Here is a 17,799-nt window from a genome sequence, read left to right as displayed (position 1 = left end):
CTTCGCCTTAACGGGCGTACACGTCGGTGGCCGGGAAGAAGTAGGCGATTTCGATCGCCGCATTCTCCAGCGAGTCCGAACCGTGCACCGCATTCGCGTCGATGCTGTCGGCGAAGTCGGCGCGGATCGTGCCCGGCGCGGCTTCCTTCGGATTGGTGGCGCCCATCAGTTCGCGGTTCTTGAGCACGGCGTTGTCGCCCTGCAGCACCTGGATCATCACCGGACCGCTGATCATGAATTCGACCAGCGCGTTGAAGAACGGACGCTCACGGTGCACGGCATAGAAGCCTTCGGCTTCGGCGCGCGAGAGCTGCTTCATCTTCGAGGCGGCGACCTTCAGGCCGGCCTTTTCGAAACGCGAATAGATTTCGCCGATGACGTTCTTGGCGACGGCATCGGGCTTGATGATCGAAAGGGTGCGCTCCAGCGCCATGGGATGTTTCTCCGGATAGGCGGGCAGCGGGACAGATCCTTGTCCGGCCCGAGAATAACAGAAAAACCCGCGTCGAATCGCGGGTTTAGCCGATATGGCTGGTACGAATTCTAGCCGATATGCGGATCGGTTTGGAGCTTTTTTCACCACCGCACGGTGAACGCGGGAGTTGACGTGCGGTGGCGTATGGCCCAGCATCAAACGCACGTTTGAATCTGTCCATTGAGCGCACGAACAAAATGGCCACGCCCCAACCCTTCTCGACCAAGGACCGCATCCTCGGAGCGGCCGAAGAACTCTTCGCCCAGTTCGGTTTTGCTGGTACGTCCTTGCGTCAGGTCACCAGCCGCGCCGACGTCAATATCGCCGCGGTCAACTACCACTTCGGCAGCAAGGAAAACCTCGTTAACGAGGTCTTCCGCCGACGCATGGACGAGATGAGCCAGCAGCGGCTGGCGGGCTTGAAGGTCGCCGTGAAAGAACACCCCGGCGAACTTGAACCCATCCTCGCCGCCTTCGTCGAACCGGCGCTGGCGATCGCACAGGATCGCCACGGCAGTGCTTTCGCGCGGATGGTGGCGCGTGCATACGCGGAGAAGAATGACGCGCTGCGCAAGTTCCTGTCCGAGCACTATGGCCACGTGCTGCGTGAGTTCGCCAAGGCCATTTCCGCCTGCCTTCCCGGCCTTGCCAAGGATTCGCTGTACTGGCGGCTGGATATCCTGGTTGGTTCGCTCACGTATGCAATGGCCGATTTCGGGCTGATCCGCCGCCCGACCGGGGTCACCGAAGCGGCTCATCGTGAGCGCGCTGCGCGGGAACTCATCCACTTCGCTGCGGCCGGTTTCCGGAGTCCGTAAGCGGTACGCCCAAATCTCTTTTTCCCTGCCCAGGTTGCTACAAACCGGAGCACGGATCCTTTTAACAACAAGGACTTGCTGAACATGTCTAACAATCTACTTGTCCGGCGTGCGGCCGTTCTGGGTGCCGGTGTGATGGGTGCGCAGATCGCCGCCCACCTGACCAACGCCGGCGTCGACACGGTGCTGTTCGACCTCCCGGCGAAGGAAGGTGACCCCAACGGCGTCGTGACGAAAGCGATCGCCAACCTGGCCAAACTGAGCCCCGCTCCGCTCGCCGACAAGGCGCTGGCCGAACGCATCGTGCCGGCCAATTACGAAACGGGCTTGGAACTGCTGAAGGACTGCGATCTGATCATCGAGGCCATCGCCGAACGCATGGACTGGAAGCAGGACCTGTACCGGAAGATCGCTCCGTTCGTGCCGGCGCACACCGTGCTGGCCTCCAACACGTCGGGCCTGGGCATCAACAAGCTCGCCGAAGTGCTGCCGGAAGAACTGCGCCATCGCTTCTGCGGCGTGCACTTCTTCAACCCGCCGCGCTACATGCACCTGGCGGAGCTGATTCCCGCAAAGACCACCGATGCCCCGGTGCTCGAAGGCCTCGAGGCCTTCCTCACCACCACGCTCGGCAAGGGTGTGGTCTATGCGAAGGACACCCCGAACTTCATCGGCAACCGCATCGGCGTGTTCTCGATGCTGGCCGCGATGCACCACACGGAACAGTTCGGCCTCGGCTTCGACACCGTGGACGCGCTGACCGGCCCGGCTATCGGGCGCCCGAAGTCGGCGACGTATCGCACCGCGGACGTGGTCGGTCTCGACACCATGGCCCACGTCATAAAGACCATGGCCGATACGCTGCCGGATGACCCATGGCACAAGTACTTCCAGGCGCCGAAGTGGCTATCCGCGCTCATCGACAAGGGCGCGCTCGGCCAGAAGACTGGGGCCGGTTTCTACACGAAGAAGGGCAAGGACATCCTCGTCCTCGACCTCAAGGTGCAGGATTTCCGTGTTTCCGCAGGCGAACTCGATGTCAATGTCGCCGCGCTGCTGAAGGAAAAGGATCCAGCGAAGAAATTCGCCGCGCTGCGAGCAAGCGAGAACCCTCAGGCGAAGTTCCTCTGGGCCTGCTTCCGCGACACCTTCCACTACAGCGCGTTCCATCTCGAATCCATTGCCGAAACCGCGCGTGATGTCGACTTGGCGATCCGCTGGGGCTACGGCTGGTCGCTCGGTCCGTTCGAAACCTGGCAGGCCGCAGGCTGGAAGCAGGTCGCCGAATGGATCGCCGATGACATCGTGAAGGGTGCCGCGATGAGCAGCGCTCCCCTGCCCGACTGGGTCTTCGACGGCCGCGAAGGCGTGCACGGAACCGCCGGCAGCTACAGTCCGGGCCGCAACATGGTGGTGCCGCGCTCTGCCAATCCGGTGTACGCGCGCCAGCGCTTCCCGGATGCGCTGATCGGCGAGAAGTTCTCGCAGGGCCGCACGGTGTACGAGAACGACGGCGTACGCATGTGGGCGGATGAAGGCGAAGACATCGCCGTGGTCAGCTTCAAGACCAAACTGCACACGGTCAACGACCAAGTGCTCAACGGCTTGCAGGAAGCGATTGCGATCGCCGAGCGCGACTTCCGCGGCCTGGTGATCTGGCAGTCGAAGGAGCCCTTCTCCGCCGGTGCGGACCTGCAGGGCGCGCTCGGGTTGCTGCAGGCAGGTGACGTCGCCGGATTCGAGGCGATGGTCGCCAACTTCCAGAAGACCAGCCAGCGCATCAAGTACGCACAGGTACCGGTCATCGCGGCCGTCCGCGGGCTCGCCCTCGGTGGCGGCTGCGAGTTCCAGATGCACGCGGCACGCACCGTGCTCGCACTGGAAAGCTACATCGGCCTGGTCGAAGCGGGCGTCGGCCTGCTGCCGGCCGGTGGTGGCCTGAAGGAACTCGCCGTGCGCGCATCGGAAGCCGCAGGCTCGGGCGGCGACGTGTTCGCGCAGCTGAAGACCGCATTCGAAAGTGTGGCGATGGGCAAGGTGTCGACCTCCGCCTTTGAAGCGCGCTCACTCAAGTTGGCCCGCGAATCCGACGTGGTCGTGTTCAACGCATTCGAACTGCTGCACGTGGCCAAGGCGCAGGCGCGCGCGCTGGCCGAATCCGGCTATCGTCCCCCCCTTCCCGCACGCCGCATCCAGGTCGCCGGTGATGTCGGCATCGCGACCTTCAAAATGATGCTGGTGAACATGCTGGAAGGCCATTTCATCTCGCCGCACGACTACGAAATCGCCACCCGTATCGCCACTGTTTTATGCGGTGGTGAAGTCGATCGCGGCACGCTGGTCGACGAGGAATGGCTGATCCGCCTCGAACGCGAACACTTCGTCGCCCTTGCGCAGATGCCAAAGACGCAGGAGCGCATCGCGCACATGCTCAAGACCGGCAAGCCATTGCGCAACTGACCCTTTGCTCGTCATTCCTGCGAAAGCAGGAATCCAGTGCCTTTCGCTTCCGCGTAAGGATCCCTGTTTTCGCAGGGATAACGAGCAAAAAACCAAATCGCCAAGCTCCAACAAATCGAGAGCCGACATGACCAAGCAAGTCCAGGAAGCCTATATCGTCGCCGCCACCCGTACTCCGGTCGGCAAGGCGCCGCGCGGCGTATTCCGCAACACCCGCCCCGACGACATGCTCGCGCACGTGCTGCGCAGCGTGGTCGCGCAGGCGCCGGGTATCGACGTCAACCGCATCGACGACGCGATCATCGGCTGCGCCATGCCGGAAGGCGAGCAAGGCATGAACGTCGCACGCATCGGCGCGCTGCTCGCCGGACTGCCGAATACGGTGGCCGCGCAGACGATCAATCGCTTCTGCTCGTCTGGCCTGCAGGCGGTGGCACTGGCCGCCGACCAGATCCGCCTGGGCAACGCCGACCTGATGCTCGCGGGCGGCACCGAATCGATGTCGATGGTGCCGATGATGGGCAACAAGGTCGCGCTCTCGCCGAGCGTGTTCGCGAACAACGAGAACGTCGCCATCGCCTATGGCATGGGCATCACCGCCGAGAAGGTCGCCGAGGAATGGAAGGTCTCGCGCGAAGACCAGGATGCGTTCGCCCTCGCCTCTCACCAGAAGGCCATGGCTGCGATCCAGGCGGGCGAGTTCAGGAGCGAAATCACGCCGTACGAAGTCGTTTCGCACCTGCCTGACCTCGCGGGCAACGCGATCCGCCTGAAGAAGACGCTGGTGGAAATCGACGAAGGTCCGCGTCCGGATACCTCGCTCGAAGGCCTGGGCAAGCTGAAGCCGGTGTTCCGCAATGGCCAGTTCGGCGGGACGGTTACCGCGGGCAATTCGTCGCAGATGAGCGATGGTGCCGGTGCCGTGCTGCTCGCTTCGGAGCAGGCAATCAAGGATTACGGATTGGTTCCGCTCGCGCGCTTCGTGAGTTTCTCGGTCGCGGGCGTGCGTCCGGAAGTGATGGGCATTGGCCCGATCGCGGCGATTCCGAAGGCGTTGAAGCAGGCCGGGCTTACCAAGGACCAGCTCGACTGGATCGAGCTCAACGAAGCCTTCGCCGCGCAGGCCCTCGCCGTGATCCGCGACTCGCAACTGGACCCGTCGAAGGTCAACCCGCTCGGCGGTGCGATCGCGCTGGGCCATCCGCTCGGCGCAACCGGTGCGGTGCGTACCGCGACGATCGTGCACGGCCTGCGTCGTCGCCAGCAGAAGTACGGCATGGTGACGATGTGCATCGGCACCGGCATGGGCGCCGCAGGTATTTTCGAAGCGCTCTGAGTACAACGTCGAGGTAGAAAAAAAGGGCAGCTATGGCTGCCCTTTCGGTTTTCAGGCTACGCACGCCTCAAGCCATGCGGGCGCCGTTGGGAACCGCACGCTCCACCGTCGTGATCACGATTCCCTCTTCGGTAGGAAATCCGGTCAGCAGGAACTCCGACACGAACGGGCCGATCTGCTTCGGCGGAAAATTGATCACGCCAACGATCTGGCATCCGACGAGTTCTTCGGCCGAATAGATCGCCTTTATCTGCGCGCTCGTCTTGCGTACGCCGTGCGGACCGAAGTCTACCCAGAGTTTCCAGGCGGGCTTGCGCGCTTCCGGAAAGGTTTCCACGCGTAGTACGGTGCCGGCGCACAGCATCACCTTTTCGAAGTCGCTCCATTCGATGGTGTTCATCGGATCACTGCTCGCTCAAGTTCGAAGGGCGCATGGTGCCCCGCATCGCTGCTCGCGTTGGTGTTGCAAATGGAACGCCGCAGCCGTGTTTTCGATCAGGCGTCGCGGCCTTCCCGCTCCGAGTTCCATGCATCCTTGAATTCCGCCCACCAGTAGCTCAGCTGCGCGCCGACGAAGCCGGCCGGCTTCATGGCGGATACGAGGCCGTAGTCCGCGAACTCGCGCCAACGCATGTCGCCTTCCGCCAATGCGGAGGCCAGGACTTCCCCGGCAAATGTCGTCGGAGCGATGCCGTGTCCGCCAAACGCCTGCGCCAACCACAAACCGTCGTCGATCTGGCCGATCTGCGGCATCTGGTGCCTGGCGTAGCTCATCAGGCCCGACCAGGCGTAATCGATGCGCACGCCTTTCAATTGCGGAAATACTTTCAGCAGATCGCGGTACAGCAGGCGCTTCACAGCTTCGGGCGAACGATCCAGCACGGAAATCCGCCCGCCCCATAGCAGTCGCGTATCGGCCAGCGGACGGTAGTAATCGAAAGCGAAGCGGGTGTCGTAGACCGCCGCGTTCGTGCTCAACACCTCGCTCATGCGAGACCCCAGGGGCTCGGTAACCATCACGTATGTCGCGATCGGCAGTACGGCGGCATCGACACGCCGCTGCAGGCGCGCGAGGTAACCGCCGCACGCCAGCACCACGTTTTCGGCGAGTACTTCGCCACTGGGCGTCTGTACTCGCCATTGCTCACCTTCGCGCCGCAGACCACGTGCGGGACTGCGTTCGCGGATGGTCACGCCCCCGCGGCTTGCGGCGTCGGCAATGCCCCTGGCGTACTTCAGTGGATGGAAGTGGAAGGCATGACGTTCGAACAGTCCGTCGTGATAGCGGGTGGTCCGTATCCGCCGCCGGAGCTCGTGGCGTGGCAGCCACTCCCAATGTTCCCCGTAATGCTCTTCCAGCAGGGACTGCCGTCGGCGAAGGATGTCCTGGTCGCGGAACCAGTTCGCCCAGATCACCCCCGCATCGTTTACGTCGCAATCGATTCCGTACTGGTCGATGCGGCGCCGGATCAGGGACACCGCGGCGGTCGTTCCCCGGTAGAGCGCGCGCGCCCGTTCCGGTCCGAGCTCGCGCAGAAGCGCATCTTCGCCGCGCGAATATCCGCCGAATACGAAGCCTCCGTTGCGACCGGAGGCTCCATGCCCGATCTCGTTGGCTTCGAGCAGCACGATGTTGCGCATGCCCCGCTCGGCCAGCCCCAAGGCGGTATTCAATCCGGCAAACCCGCCGCCGACCACGCATACGCTGGCTTCCTCGTGCGAATTCAGTGTTGGCGTCGGCGCGCGCTCTGTGACGGTTGCGCGGTAATAGCTGACAGGAGGTCTGGACATGTCCGTGCGGCACAGGTGTGATTAGCATGCTCGGGGAGGGTGCCAGATGGAAATCCATTACGCGGACAAAGACTATCGCAAGCGGGCCATGTGGCTGCTTGCGGGAATCGTGCTTCTTTGCGGCGTGCTGCTATGGCAGCTGCAGGCCTGGCTCAACCATCTCACGGAGCAATTCGGAAACGGCGATCCCGACACGGTGCGTTTCTGGGTAGCGTTGCTTCTATGCGCACTTGGAACCGGATTGGCGATTCCCGCGATTGGCCTCGGCCTGACGCTACGGGAGCTGGGTCATGCCTCGCGCCTGGAAGGCCGCTTCCCTCCTTCCAAGTGGAAGACGCTTCGTGACGTGCGCGTGCTGCGGGATGCCCCCGGACTCGCGTGGGCTCGCCGGGTCGAATTGGCCGGTACCGCGGCTCTGGTGCTGGCCGGCCTGTTGATTGCCTGGTCCGCGTGGGCGTGGTGGAAATTCGCCCCGTAGGTTGACAACAAGGCATACGCCTTTCGGCCGCCTGCCCAGACAATCAGTGAATGTCCTTGACGCCGAGTTCGTCGAGCGCGTTCTGCATCAGTCGCATCGCGACGTCGCTCAGCTTTTCGTGGTCAAGCGCGTAGCGGATGGTGGCTTCGATCAGCCCGATATGCGTGCCGCAGTCGAAACGCGTGCCCTTGAAGCGATAGGCGTTGACCGGCTCCTGCTTGAGCAATCCGGCGATTGCGTCCGTGAGCTGGATTTCGCCGCCCGCGCCCGGTTTGGTCGATTCAAGCAGGTCGAAAATGCGCGGACTGAGGACGTAACGTCCGACCACCGCCAATGTGCTCGGCGCGACATCGGGTTCGGGTTTTTCAACGATGCCGCTGATCCGTCCCTGGCGGCTCTCGAATGATTCGGTGGCGACGATGCCATAGCTGGAGGTCTGTTCGCGCGGCACATCCTGTACGGCGATCATGCTTGCGCCCGTCGCTTCGGCGGCATCGGCCATCTGCTTCAGCGCACCGGTGCCACCCTTGTTCCATATCAGGTCGTCCGGCAACAGGACCGCGAAGGGCTGATCACCGACGATAGCCTTCGCGCAGAGCACCGCATGGCCCAGGCCAAGCGCCTCAGCCTGCGTCACGAACACGGCACGGACATTCGGCGGCAGGACATTGCGGATCAGGTCCAGTTGCTCGAACTTGCCTGCGCGCTCGAGCTTCTGCTCGAGTTCGTAGGCCTTGTCGAAATAATCCGCGACCGCGTGCTTGTAGCGATTCGTGATGAAGACCAGCGTGTCGCATCCGGCTTCGACGGCCTCGTCGACTGCATACTGGATCAGTGGCTTGTCGATGATCGGCAGCATTTCCTTCGGCACCGTCTTGGTGGCGGGAAGAAACCGGGTGCCGAGCCCTGCAACGGGAAATACTGCGGTACGGATGCGAGTCTGCTTTGCAGCGGGAGACATCAAATCTTCCTGATATTGCGTGTGGGGAATGCCACCACGGTAGAGGCCTGGTGTTCCACGCCGTGTGAGCCCACGGGCTCGAACTCGGGGACCGCGGCCCGCAACTGTTCCTTCAGCGACTCAACGTCGTAACGCGCGCTGGCTTCGCGCAGGTGGGTTATCGCCTGCTCGATGACCTGCGGCGCAACCTGGCGTGGCTCCGCCTGCAGGATCTTGGGATGTGCGGTCGGCCGATAGCGTTCATCCGCGTGGAAAAGCGTTTCATGAAGTTTTTCACCGGGACGTAGGCCGGTATAGATGACAGCAATGTCGCGGCCGGGTTGCTTTCCTGCCAGCCGGATCATCTGCTCGGCCAGCAACCGGATCGGCACCGGCTCTCCCATGTCGAGCGTGTAGATTGCTTCGTGGGTGCCGATTGCCGATGCCTGCAGGATCAGCTGGCAGGCTTCGGGAATCGTCATGAAAAAGCGTGTCACTTCCGGATCGGTCACCGTGACCGGACCGCCCTTGCGGATCTGCTCGCGGAACAGCGGCACCACGCTGCCGGCCGAGTCGAGTACGTTGCCGAAGCGCACCGTAACGAAACGGGTCGACCGATGGTCAGCGAGCGACTGGCAGGTCATCTCCGCGAGACGCTTGGTTGCGCCGAGCACATTGACCGGGTCCACCGCTTTGTCCGTGGAGATGAGCACGAATGTGCCCACGCCATGCTCCCGACATGCGTGCGCGACAGTGCTGGTCGCCAACACGTTGTTCCGTACGGCTTCGCGCAGCTGGGATTCGAGAAGCGGCACCTGCTTGTAGGCGGCGGCATGAAAGACTGCATCCGGTTCTGCCAACTTCATCGCATGATTGGTCAATGCTGGATCGCCGCAATCCCCTAGTAGTGGAATGCATTCGATATCCGGGAAGTCGCGGCGCAGCGTCGCTTCCGTCGTCGTCAGTGCAATCTCGTCCATCTCGATCAACACAATCCGATGCGCGCCATGACGGGCGCATTGGCGGCAGAGTTCCGAACCGATCGAACCGCCGGCACCAGTAACCAAAACGGTGCGGCCGCCGAGCCAACCGCGAATGGACTTCCAGTCCGGCAAAACGGGCTTGCGTCCGAGCAGGTCTTCGATCGCGACTTCCTTGAGCTCACCGGGAAGCGAACGCCCCTCCAGGATGTCCTGCAATCGTGGGACCATGCGGAATGGCAGGCCGGTACGCTCGCACGCGGCCAGCACACGTTGCATCGCCCGCGCATCTGCGGACGGCATTGCGATGACGAGGAGCTTGGCCGCAGTCTCGCGTGCGATTTCCGCGACATCCTGCACCGTGCCCAGTACGGGCACGCCTTGCACTTTGCTGCCCCTGAGAGCTGCGGCGTCATCAAGGAAACCCACCGGCTGATAATTACCTACCCGGCGGAGATCGCGGACCAATGCTTCGCCCGCCCGGCCTGCGCCCAGGATGAGAGTGCGCACGCTGCCTTCGCCGTGGGCTCCCTCAATACGACTGTCCTTCCACGCCCGATACGCCAGGCGCGGAGCGCCAAGCAGTGCCATCAGGGCCATCGGATAAAGCACCAGGACGGTGCGCGGCACCATGTCCAGGCGGTTATAGAGGAACAGCCCAAGCAGGATTGCAAACAGGCCTAGCACGCAGGCCTTCAGGATGTTCCACAGATCCGGGACGCTCGCGAAGCGCCAGAGCCCTCTGTACAGACCGATCTGCCAGAAAACCAGCCCTTGGGCGATCAGGACCAGCGCAACCTCGGTGCTCCATAAGGGGATTTCCGGAGGATGGCTCACCATCCCCCAACGCAGGCGATGCAGGCTTTGCCACACCAGCCAGACCATGAAAAGGTCGTGACATACCACTGCCTGCCGGGGAAGCAGACTCTTCCATCGATCAAACCAGGAACTCATTTCCTGTCCTTTTCTGTCGCTGCAATCCGCGGCCCGCCACCAGTTTCATGGAAACGCTGCAGCCAGGCCCATGAAGCCGCCGCCATAGTGAACCAGACCAGGCAACAAAGGACCACCTGTCCCTCCGTCCTTGGCCCAAGCCACCAGGCCAATAGCCAACCTGCAACTGTCCAGCTTGCGTACATGAATGTCACGATCGTGTGAGAGCCGGAGATGCTCGCCCAACGCTGATAGGCGTGCTGAGCATGGGCAGCCCACCATCGCTCCCTCCTTACGATCCGGCGCAGCAGGGTCAGGCCGCTATCCACCAGGAACGCCGACAGTGGAAGCAGCAACAAAGGCGCAAACAGACGGCCATCCATAAGCGATACCGCCAGAAGCGTCGCAATGGCGAAGCCAAGTGCACCGCTTCCCACATCCCCGAGGAAAATCCGCGCCCGTGGAAAATTGAATGGCAGAAAGCCCAGGCAAGCGGCTGCCAATGCAAGCGCCAGCCAGGTCCAGATGCCGCCAACGATCAGGGCCAGCCCCCCAGCCACCAGTGCAGCCTGCGTCGCTGCAATGCCGTTGATCCCGTCCATGAAGTTCCAGACGTTGGTCAGCACCATCGCGGCGGCAAACGCGATCAGCGACAACACGAGGTCGCCGGAGGTTGCCGCCACAGCCAAGGCAACGATCGCGGCCGCGAGAGCCTGAACTCCCAACCGCAGCAGGGGTGACAACGGTTTATGGTCATCGACCATCCCGACGCCGGCCACAAGCAGCAAGCCGATCGCGAACCCGGCTATCAGAATGATCTGCTGCGGGTGGCGCCAGGCAAGCACGAAAGCGGCGACCAGCAGCGCAATGACGATGGCAATGCCACCACCTCGGGGAGTAGGAACATCGTGGCTGCGGCGCTCCCCCGGATGGTCGATCAGATCGCTCCGGATCGCATACCTGCGCGCAAGCCAGGTGCCCACCAGTCCGATGGCGAGGTGGAGGACGAACCAGTACAGCATCCGTCAGACCACCGCGTAATTCAGTAGCGGCTTCACCGATCCCCATTCCTTGCAGCTCGGGCACTGCCAGTGATGGCTGCGTGCGCCGAAACCGCAACGGGTGCACCGGTAGCTGGGATTACGAACCAGCAACTGGTCGGTGATGTGCTTGAGATCGTGCAGCGTCGCGAGCGGATCGGCCTGCTCGGCGAGCGTGAGATCGATCAGTGCGGCTTCGCCACGAACGGAGGGGCGATCCTTCAACTGCCGCGCAAGATAGGCGCGCGCGGCCGGAACTCCTTCATCGGCTTCGACCATCTGCGTCAGCGCCAGCACCGGCGAAATGCCCCTGTAGTGTTCGCACATCTCGGCGAGAAAAGCCTTGGCTCCGGGGTTGTCACCGACCCGCTCATAGGCCGACAAAAGCGGAGGAAGGATTTCAGGAAGATAGTCGGGATCGGCGCGGGCGACGCGCTCGAATGCCCGGATGGCGCCAGGGTCATTGCCGTCGTCGAGTTCGATCCGTCCCTCGATCATTCCTGCGCGCACCGAATTGGCATCGGCCTCGTACGCACGCGCCACCGCGGCGCGCGCCGCATCAGCCTCACCCGCGGCACGCTGGCGCTCCGCCACTTCGCACTCGAACTGCGCAATGAGCTTGCCCATGGGCTCGCCGGTCGCGGCTTCGTAGCGGCGCGCGTTCTCGATGGCCTTGTCCCAGTCGCGTTCGGCCTGGTAGATGCCGATCAGGTGCTTCAGCGCGAGCGGCGCCATGTCGAGCGCGACCAGATCGCTGAAGACGGTTTCGGCACGGTCAAGCAGACCCGAGCGCATGTAGTCCTCGCCCAGTGCCAGCAAGGCCTGCACCTTCTGCTGATCGTTCAAGCCCGTGCGCTGCACGAGGGCCTGGTGAAGACGGATGGCGCGATCGACCTCGCCGCGGCGGCGGAAAAGATGGCCAAGCGCGACCTGCGTTTCGAAGGTGTCCTTATCGAGCTCGGCGATATGCAGGAACAGCTCGATCGCTTTGTCTGGCTGCTCGTTGAGCAGGTAGTTCAGGCCGCGGAAGTACGTCGTGGAAAGTTTGCTGACCTGACTGTCGCTGTGCCGCTCGCCTCCGCGCCGGCCTATCACCCAACCGCTGACTGCTGCAATCGGCAGCAGCAAGAAAAACCAGAACCATTCATTGATGAATTCCATCGTCAGGCTCCGGTAGTGGAAGTCGGCGCGCCCTGGCGTTCGATTCGAGCCAGGCGACGCCTCAGTGGCCATACGACGCTGGCGGCAATCGCTGCCCCACCAAGAAGCACGCCGAGCAGCAATGCGACCAGCAGCGCAACGCCGAGAGTCGTTGAAATCTGCGTGCCGCCAAGATCAATGAGGGCGGCCTGACGATTGAGCGCACCCACGATCGCACCCAGTGCAATGCAGGCAAAGGCAATCAATAGTCGGATCACATGCATGACGGCCTCCCAGCGGCCCAGTCGTCATCCACGTAGCTTAACGGACACGTCGCAACGAAGCGACGCACCATCATTCAAGGAAATCGCAACGCCGCGTGCCGCGCTTTGCGAGCGGTGGCGGCAAACAAGTCCGCCGCGTTACGTCAGTCGTTTTCTTCGACCGGAATCACGCCGCTCACGCGCTCGCGCAACTCCTTGCCTGGCTTGAAATGCGGCACATGCTTGCCCGGCAACGCGACGGATTCGCCCGTCTTCGGATTGCGGCCCAGCCGCGGCGGACGGAAATGCAGGGAGAAACTGCCGAAGCCCCGGATCTCGATCCGCTCTCCGCTGGAGAGTGCGCCGCCCATCATCTCGAGCAGGGCCTTGACCGCCAGATCCACGTCATCGCCCTTCAGGTGTGCCTGACGCTGCGACAGGATCTCGATCAGTTCGGACTTGGTCATGACGTGGCTTTACTCCCCTGACTGCCAGGCGGACGCCCCCTCGCGCCCTCCTTCGATCGACTCCGAGATTCACAACGGATGCCGATCGTCTTACAGACCGAAGGCGACCCGGCATGCCGGGCCGCCCTCGTTGTTTCAACAACTTACAACAAGTTGGCGATTACTCGCCCTTGTTGCCCAGTTGTTCGCGCAGCAGCGCGCCCAGCCTGGTGGTACCGCTGGATGCATCCGCGGCAGAGCGGTTGTAGTCGGCAAGGGCTTCGGCCTGCTCGGCCTGATCCTTCGCCTTGATCGACAGCTGCATGCTGCGGCCCTTGCGGTCCGAGCCAACGATCTTGGCTTCGATCTCGTCGCCGACCTTCAGCACCTTGCTGGCATCGTCCACGCGATCGTGGGAGATGTCGCGGGCGGCGATGTAGCCTTCCACGCCACCTTCCAGCTCGACGGTCGCTCCCTTGGCATCGACTTCCTTCACGGTGCCCTTCACGATCGAACCCTTGGCGTTGGTAGCCACGTACTGGCCCATCGGGTCCTGTTCGAGCTGCTTGACGCCGAGCGAGATGCGCTCGCGTTCCGGGTCAACGGCCAGGACCACGGCTTCCAGCGTGTCGCCCTTCTTGTAGTTGCGCGCCACGTCTTCGCCGGTGGTGTTCCAGCTGAGGTCGGACAGGTGCACAAGGCCGTCGATGCCGCCGTCCAGGCCGATGAAGATGCCGAAGTCGGTGATCGACTTGATCTGGCCCGACACCTTGTCGTTCTTCTTGTGGATGGCCGCGAAGGTTTCCCACGGATTGCTGGTGACCTGCTTCATGCCCAGCGAGATACGGCGACGCTCTTCGTCCACGTCGAGGACCATGACCTGGACTTCGTCGCCGACCTGCACGATCTTCGACGGGTTGACGTTCTTGTTGGTCCAATCCATTTCGGAGACGTGCACCAGGCCTTCGACGCCCGGCTCGATCTCGACGAACGCGCCGTAATCGGTGACGTTGGAGACCTTGCCGAACACGCGGGTATTGGCCGGGTAGCGACGCGCGATGTTGTCCCACGGATCCTCGCCCAGCTGCTTCAGGCCGAGGCTGACGCGGTTGCGCTCGCGGTCGTACTTGAGCACGCGGACGTCGAGCTCCTGGCCGACTTCGACCACTTCGCTCGGATGACGCACGCGCTTCCAGGCCATGTCGGTGATGTGCAGCAAGCCGTCGATGCCGCCGAGGTCGACGAACGCGCCGTAATCGGTGAGGTTCTTGACCACGCCCTTCAGCACTGCGCCTTCGACGAGCTTCTCGAGCAGCTGTTCGCGCTCTTCCGAATGTTCGCTCTCGACCACCGCACGGCGGGAGACGACGATGTTGTTGCGCTTGCGATCGAGCTTGATGAGCTTGAACTCAAGCTCCTTGCCTTCGAGGTACGAAGAGTCGCGCACCGGGCGCACGTCGACCAGCGAACCGGGCAGGAAGCCACGGACGTCCTTGATGTCGACGGTGAAACCACCCTTGACCTTGCCGCTGATGCGGCCGGTGATGGTGGCGTTGGCCTGCAGGGCTTCTTCGAGCTCATCCCACACCATCGAACGCTTGGCCTTCTCGCGCGACAGCACGGTTTCGCCAAAGCCATTCTCGATGGAGTCGAGGGCGACCTTCACTTCGTCGCCCACGCCGACGTCGATTTCGCCTGCGTCGTTACGGAACTGTTCGATGGGCACGATGCCCTCGGACTTGAGGCCGGCATTGATCACCACTACGTCGCCGCGGACTTCGACGACGGTACCGATGACGATGGAGCCCGGCTTCAGCTTCGCCAGATTGGTCTGGCTCTGTTCAAACAGTTCGGCAAATGATTCGGTCATTAGAAAAAATACTCGGTTGAACACACGGGTCGCAGACGGGGGACGGGGACTCGATCGAGTCCGCCAGGATCCGGCGACCCACCCGTTGTGCGGTGCTATCGGGATTGATGCACCAATGGATGGAAATCCCTTCGCACGATTGCGACGGGGCCTTGTCTGCCGCGCGAGTGGCTCGCTCAGGGCCTGGGCAATAAAGCCAGCACCTGCTCGACGACCGTTTCGATCCCCAGCCCGGTAGTGTCGATACGGACGGCGTCATCGGCCGGTCGTAGCGGCGCCACGGAACGCTGGGCGTCACGGGCATCGCGGGCGAGAATCTCCCGCAGCAGACCGCTTAATGTAACGGAAACTCCTTTTTCCATCAACTGCTTATAGCGCCTTTCTGCCCTTTCCTCCGCGCTGGCGGTGAGGAATACCTTGAAGGGTGCATCCGGGAAGATCACGGTCCCCATGTCCCGTCCGTCCGCGACCAGGCCCGGCGGCTGGCGGAAGGCCCGCTGGCGGTCTTTCAGCCCCGACCGGACTTCGGGTATAGCGGCGATGGCGGAAGCCGCGGCACCAGCGGTTTCGGTCCGGAGTTCGTCGGTGGCGTCGAGGCCATTGACCAGCACCCGCAGTTCGTTGCCGTCGTCGTGGAACTCGATCCGCGTGTCGAACGCGCAGCGGACCAGGGCCGCATGGTCATCGAGATCGATCGCGCCCCACCCGGCAGCGACGCCGACCGCACGGTAAAGAGCCCCGGAATCCAGGTAATGCCAGCCCAGACGCTGCGCCACGAGGCGGCTGATGGTGCCCTTGCCGGAGCCGGAAGGGCCGTCGATGGTGAGTACGGGAATGGTGTCAGTCATGCGTCCATTATGAAGGGAGGTCCGAAGCAAACCGCCGCCAGGGGCGGAATACGCTCTGTAGCCCACAGCTGCTCGGCGGATGCTCCGGAATTACGGCACGTGGTCGCGCCTCCGGTTCAGGGCACGCAACCACTTGATCCTTCAATAATTTGTCGGCTAGAATCGCGGGCTTCGTTCCGCTCCAACCCGTTTCCATCCATTTTTCGTCCGAGGTTTGTCATGAAGGTCCTGTCCTCCCTGAAGTCGGCGAAGGCCCGTCACCGCGACTGCAAGGTCGTCCGCCGTCGTGGCAAGGTCTTCGTGATCTGCAAGTCGAACCCGCGCTTCAAGGCTCGCCAGCGCTAAGCGCCAGCGTTCCCGGTTCGCAGGAAGGCCGCCGCAAGGCGGCTTTTCGCGTTTCAGGGACCTGGGGTGCATGCACACCTGCGATGCAAAACCGTGACGGCGTCTTGCTGCCGCTGTACGCAGGCTTGTGCGTACAATTCGACGTCCACTGGGGAGTGACAGCCATGAAAGCCTGGAAAGCGATTCCGATGTTCGCCCTGCTCGCCCTGGCGGGCGCCGTTTCGGCGGAGACGCTACTGGTCGACCGCGTCAAGGAAGAGAACAAATCCACCATGCCTACCCGTGGCCAGACCATGGCCCAGGTCGAAGCCAGGTACGGCGCGCCGTCCGACAAACTCGATCCTCGCGGCGGCCAGAAGCGCCAGTGGCCGACGATCAACCGCTGGGTCTATCCCGCGTTCACCGTCTACTTCGAAAAGAGCCGCGTGATCGACGTCGTGGCCAACAAGGCCGACGAGCAGGAAATCGGCCCGAAGCCTCCGGTGAAGTAACCGGCTGCGCGGCTACCACCGCATACAACGGGCCAATCCATCACGGCGGGTATCATGCCCGCCGTTTTCTTTTGTTTGTTCGCGCACACGATGAATCCAGCTCCCCCTCGTTTCCCCGCGGAATGGGAACCCCAGTCCGCCATCCTGATTGCCTGGCCCCATGCGGAAACCGACTGGGCCGATCGCCTGGGCGAAGTCGAGGAGACCTACATCGCCCTGGTGGCCGCGATCACGCGGTTCGAGCCGGTGCTGATCTGCGTCGCCGATGACGACCTGCAGACCTATGCGGAGGCGCGCCTGCGTTCGGCGCGCGTGGACCTGTCGCGTGTGCGCTTCGTTCCCGCCGCATACGACGACACCTGGCTGCGCGATTCCGGGCCCATTTCCCTGCGCGACGGCGGCGGTTTCCGGCTGCTGGATTTCCGTTTCACGGGTTGGGGTGGCAAGTTCGAAGCAAGCCGCGACGACCAGTTGATCGAGCACCTCGACGAAACTGGAACCTTCTTGAACAGTGCACGCCAACCTATTGATTTTGCGTTGGAAGGCGGCGCGATCGAGACCGACGGTGAAGGCACTTTGCTGAGCACCTGGCAGTGCCTACGCGAACGCCACCCGACGGCTGGCCGCGAAGAGATCACCCGCCGGCTGGCCAGCTGGCTGCACCAGGACCGAGTGCTCTGGCTGGATCACGGCTACCTAGAGGGTGACGACACCGACGCCCACATCGACACCCTCGCCCGCTTCGCCGGACCGGACGCGATCGTTTTCCAGGCGTGCGAAGACCCTTCGGACTCGCACTATGCGGAACTCAAGGCGATGGCCGACGAGATCGCCGCGCTGCGCACCCGCGAAGGCAAGCCGTACCGCTTGTTCCCACTGCCGTGGGCCAGGCCGATCGTCGACGAGGGGCGCCGGCTTGCGGCGAGCTACGCCAACTTCCTCATCATTAATGGCGCTGTGCTGATGCCGGCGTACGGCGACGAAGCAGACTCCCCCGCACAGGCCGTGCTGGCGGAAGCGTTTCCCGATCGCGAAGTGATCGCCGTGCCCTGCCGCCCGCTGATCTGGCAGAACGGCAGCCTGCATTGCATCACGATGCAGTTGCCTGCCGGGCTCGTGAGGCAGGAATAACCGAAGGCAATTGC

At 63.0% G+C, this 17,799-nt stretch carries 18 protein-coding genes; 7 read left to right on the top strand and 11 right to left on the bottom strand.

The annotated features are described in order from the left end of the window. Window positions 1-7 precede the first annotated feature (7 nt). On the bottom strand, window positions 8-433 hold the full coding sequence (ndk, locus tag ASD14_RS07255) for a nucleoside-diphosphate kinase (protein ID WP_056131054.1): 426 nt from the start codon (window positions 431-433) through the stop codon (window positions 8-10). Window positions 434-672: 239 nt separating this feature from the next. On the opposite strand from ndk, the gene ASD14_RS07250 reads away from it, so the two are divergent. From ASD14_RS07250 to ASD14_RS07240, 3 genes are all read left to right on the top strand, one after another. Further along, complete coding sequence (locus tag ASD14_RS07250; RefSeq protein WP_056131051.1) at window positions 673-1,293, top strand: TetR family transcriptional regulator; 621 nt, start codon at window positions 673-675, stop codon at window positions 1,291-1,293. An 84-nt stretch (window positions 1,294-1,377) separates the two neighbouring features. Next, on the top strand, window positions 1,378-3,753 hold the full coding sequence (locus tag ASD14_RS07245) for a 3-hydroxyacyl-CoA dehydrogenase/enoyl-CoA hydratase family protein (RefSeq protein ID WP_056131048.1): 2,376 nt from the start codon (window positions 1,378-1,380) through the stop codon (window positions 3,751-3,753). Window positions 3,754-3,880: 127 nt separating this feature from the next. Beyond that, window positions 3,881-5,089: an acetyl-CoA C-acyltransferase gene (locus tag ASD14_RS07240; RefSeq protein WP_056131047.1), complete on the top strand. Its 1,209-nt coding sequence runs from the start codon at window positions 3,881-3,883 to the stop codon at window positions 5,087-5,089. 67 nt (window positions 5,090-5,156) lie between these two features. On the opposite strand, the gene ASD14_RS07235 is transcribed toward ASD14_RS07240, so the two are convergent. After that, window positions 5,157-5,489 (bottom strand): tRNA-binding protein, encoded by a 333-nt coding sequence (locus ASD14_RS07235; protein WP_056131045.1) that lies wholly within the window; start codon window positions 5,487-5,489, stop codon window positions 5,157-5,159. A 95-nt stretch (window positions 5,490-5,584) separates the two neighbouring features. Then, window positions 5,585-6,880 (bottom strand): FAD-binding oxidoreductase, encoded by a 1,296-nt coding sequence (locus ASD14_RS07230; protein ID WP_056131042.1) that lies wholly within the window; start codon window positions 6,878-6,880, stop codon window positions 5,585-5,587. Between the two features lie 46 nt (window positions 6,881-6,926). On the opposite strand from ASD14_RS07230, the gene ASD14_RS07225 reads away from it, so the two are divergent. Then, the gene (locus ASD14_RS07225) at window positions 6,927-7,358 is read left to right on the top strand and encodes a hypothetical protein (RefSeq protein ID WP_056131040.1); all 432 of its coding nucleotides are present in this window, start codon (window positions 6,927-6,929) and stop codon (window positions 7,356-7,358) included. A 43-nt stretch (window positions 7,359-7,401) separates the two neighbouring features. Here the strand turns inward: ASD14_RS07225 and galU are convergent, their stop codons facing one another. The 8 genes from galU to cmk all read right to left on the bottom strand — a co-directional run bounded on the left by galU (window position 7,402) and on the right by cmk (window position 15,818). Beyond that, window positions 7,402-8,319 carry a UTP--glucose-1-phosphate uridylyltransferase GalU gene (gene galU / locus ASD14_RS07220; protein WP_056131038.1) on the bottom strand — a complete coding sequence of 306 codons (918 nt, stop codon included), beginning with the start codon at window positions 8,317-8,319 and terminating at the stop codon, window positions 7,402-7,404. After that, the gene (locus ASD14_RS07215; RefSeq protein WP_056131036.1) at window positions 8,319-10,232 is read right to left on the bottom strand and encodes a nucleoside-diphosphate sugar epimerase/dehydratase; all 1,914 of its coding nucleotides are present in this window, start codon (window positions 10,230-10,232) and stop codon (window positions 8,319-8,321) included. The genes galU and ASD14_RS07215 overlap by 1 nt, the downstream gene beginning before the upstream one ends. Beyond that, window positions 10,229-11,233: a hypothetical protein gene (locus ASD14_RS07210; RefSeq protein ID WP_056131034.1), complete on the bottom strand. Its 1,005-nt coding sequence runs from the start codon at window positions 11,231-11,233 to the stop codon at window positions 10,229-10,231. Before ASD14_RS07210 ends, ASD14_RS07215 begins: the two co-directional genes overlap by 4 nt. Window positions 11,234-11,236: 3 nt before the next feature. Next, window positions 11,237-12,412, bottom strand: coding sequence for a lipopolysaccharide assembly protein LapB (lapB, locus tag ASD14_RS07205; RefSeq protein WP_056131030.1), 1,176 nt, complete (start codon window positions 12,410-12,412; stop codon window positions 11,237-11,239). Between the two features lie 2 nt (window positions 12,413-12,414). Further along, the gene (locus ASD14_RS07200) at window positions 12,415-12,675 is read right to left on the bottom strand and encodes a lipopolysaccharide assembly protein LapA domain-containing protein (protein WP_056131027.1); all 261 of its coding nucleotides are present in this window, start codon (window positions 12,673-12,675) and stop codon (window positions 12,415-12,417) included. A 143-nt stretch (window positions 12,676-12,818) separates the two neighbouring features. Continuing rightward, complete coding sequence (locus tag ASD14_RS07195; RefSeq protein ID WP_056131025.1) at window positions 12,819-13,121, bottom strand: integration host factor subunit beta; 303 nt, start codon at window positions 13,119-13,121, stop codon at window positions 12,819-12,821. Window positions 13,122-13,281: 160 nt separating this feature from the next. Continuing rightward, complete coding sequence (gene rpsA, locus ASD14_RS07190) at window positions 13,282-14,970, bottom strand: 30S ribosomal protein S1 (protein ID WP_056131022.1); 1,689 nt, start codon at window positions 14,968-14,970, stop codon at window positions 13,282-13,284. A gap of 176 nt (window positions 14,971-15,146) precedes the next feature. Further along, on the bottom strand, window positions 15,147-15,818 hold the full coding sequence (gene cmk, locus ASD14_RS07185; RefSeq protein WP_056131021.1) for a (d)CMP kinase: 672 nt from the start codon (window positions 15,816-15,818) through the stop codon (window positions 15,147-15,149). A gap of 219 nt (window positions 15,819-16,037) precedes the next feature. Between cmk and ykgO the strand changes: the two genes are divergently transcribed. The 3 genes from ykgO (at window position 16,038) to ASD14_RS07170 (ending at window position 17,785) form a co-directional block, all read left to right on the top strand. Next, window positions 16,038-16,163, top strand: coding sequence for a type B 50S ribosomal protein L36 (gene ykgO, locus ASD14_RS07180; RefSeq protein ID WP_010342887.1), 126 nt, complete (start codon window positions 16,038-16,040; stop codon window positions 16,161-16,163). Window positions 16,164-16,327: 164 nt separating this feature from the next. Continuing rightward, entirely contained in the window at window positions 16,328-16,654 is a 327-nt protein-coding gene (locus tag ASD14_RS07175; protein ID WP_056131018.1) for a hypothetical protein, read from the top strand. Between the two features lie 90 nt (window positions 16,655-16,744). Continuing rightward, window positions 16,745-17,785 carry an agmatine deiminase family protein gene (locus ASD14_RS07170; protein WP_056132245.1) on the top strand — a complete coding sequence of 347 codons (1,041 nt, stop codon included), beginning with the start codon at window positions 16,745-16,747 and terminating at the stop codon, window positions 17,783-17,785. Window positions 17,786-17,799 lie beyond the last annotated feature (14 nt).

Origin of the sequence: Lysobacter sp. Root494 (assembly GCF_001427225.1) — a bacterium.
GTDB lineage: Bacteria > Pseudomonadota > Gammaproteobacteria > Xanthomonadales > Xanthomonadaceae > Agrilutibacter.
The sequence above is the reverse complement of the archived record's forward strand: the minus strand, read 5'-3'. Positions and strand labels throughout refer to the sequence as shown.